Origin of the sequence: Escherichia sp. 94.0001, assembly GCF_013369155.2 — a bacterium.
GTDB classification, from domain to species: domain Bacteria; phylum Pseudomonadota; class Gammaproteobacteria; order Enterobacterales; family Enterobacteriaceae; genus Escherichia; species Escherichia coli_F.
In genome coordinates, this window is sequence record NZ_JABWMS020000336.1 from 1 (window position 1) to 236 (window position 236).

At 60.6% G+C, this 236-nt stretch carries 1 pseudogene; it reads left to right on the forward strand.

From position 1 onward, the window contains the following. A pseudogene (locus HEN33_RS26010) lies at positions 1–236 on the forward strand (Ig-like domain-containing protein); the annotation flags it as partial.

A 236-nucleotide genomic window follows, 5' to 3' on the forward strand; every position in this document is an offset into this window, starting at 1 on the left:
CAGCGGACAACGGGGCAGCGGTTGCCGCGACGGTTATCACCGGGCCGGACGGCACCGTGGAAATCTCCGTCACCAGCCAGACGGCGGGCATCAGTACAGTTACCGCAACCATCAACAACAGCACTCTGAGCCAGAACGTGACGTTTATTGCTGATGTCAGCACGGCGAAGATCGCGGATCTGGTGGTCATTAAGGACGGCTCAGTGGCAGATGGTGCGATGGCGAACACGCTGCGG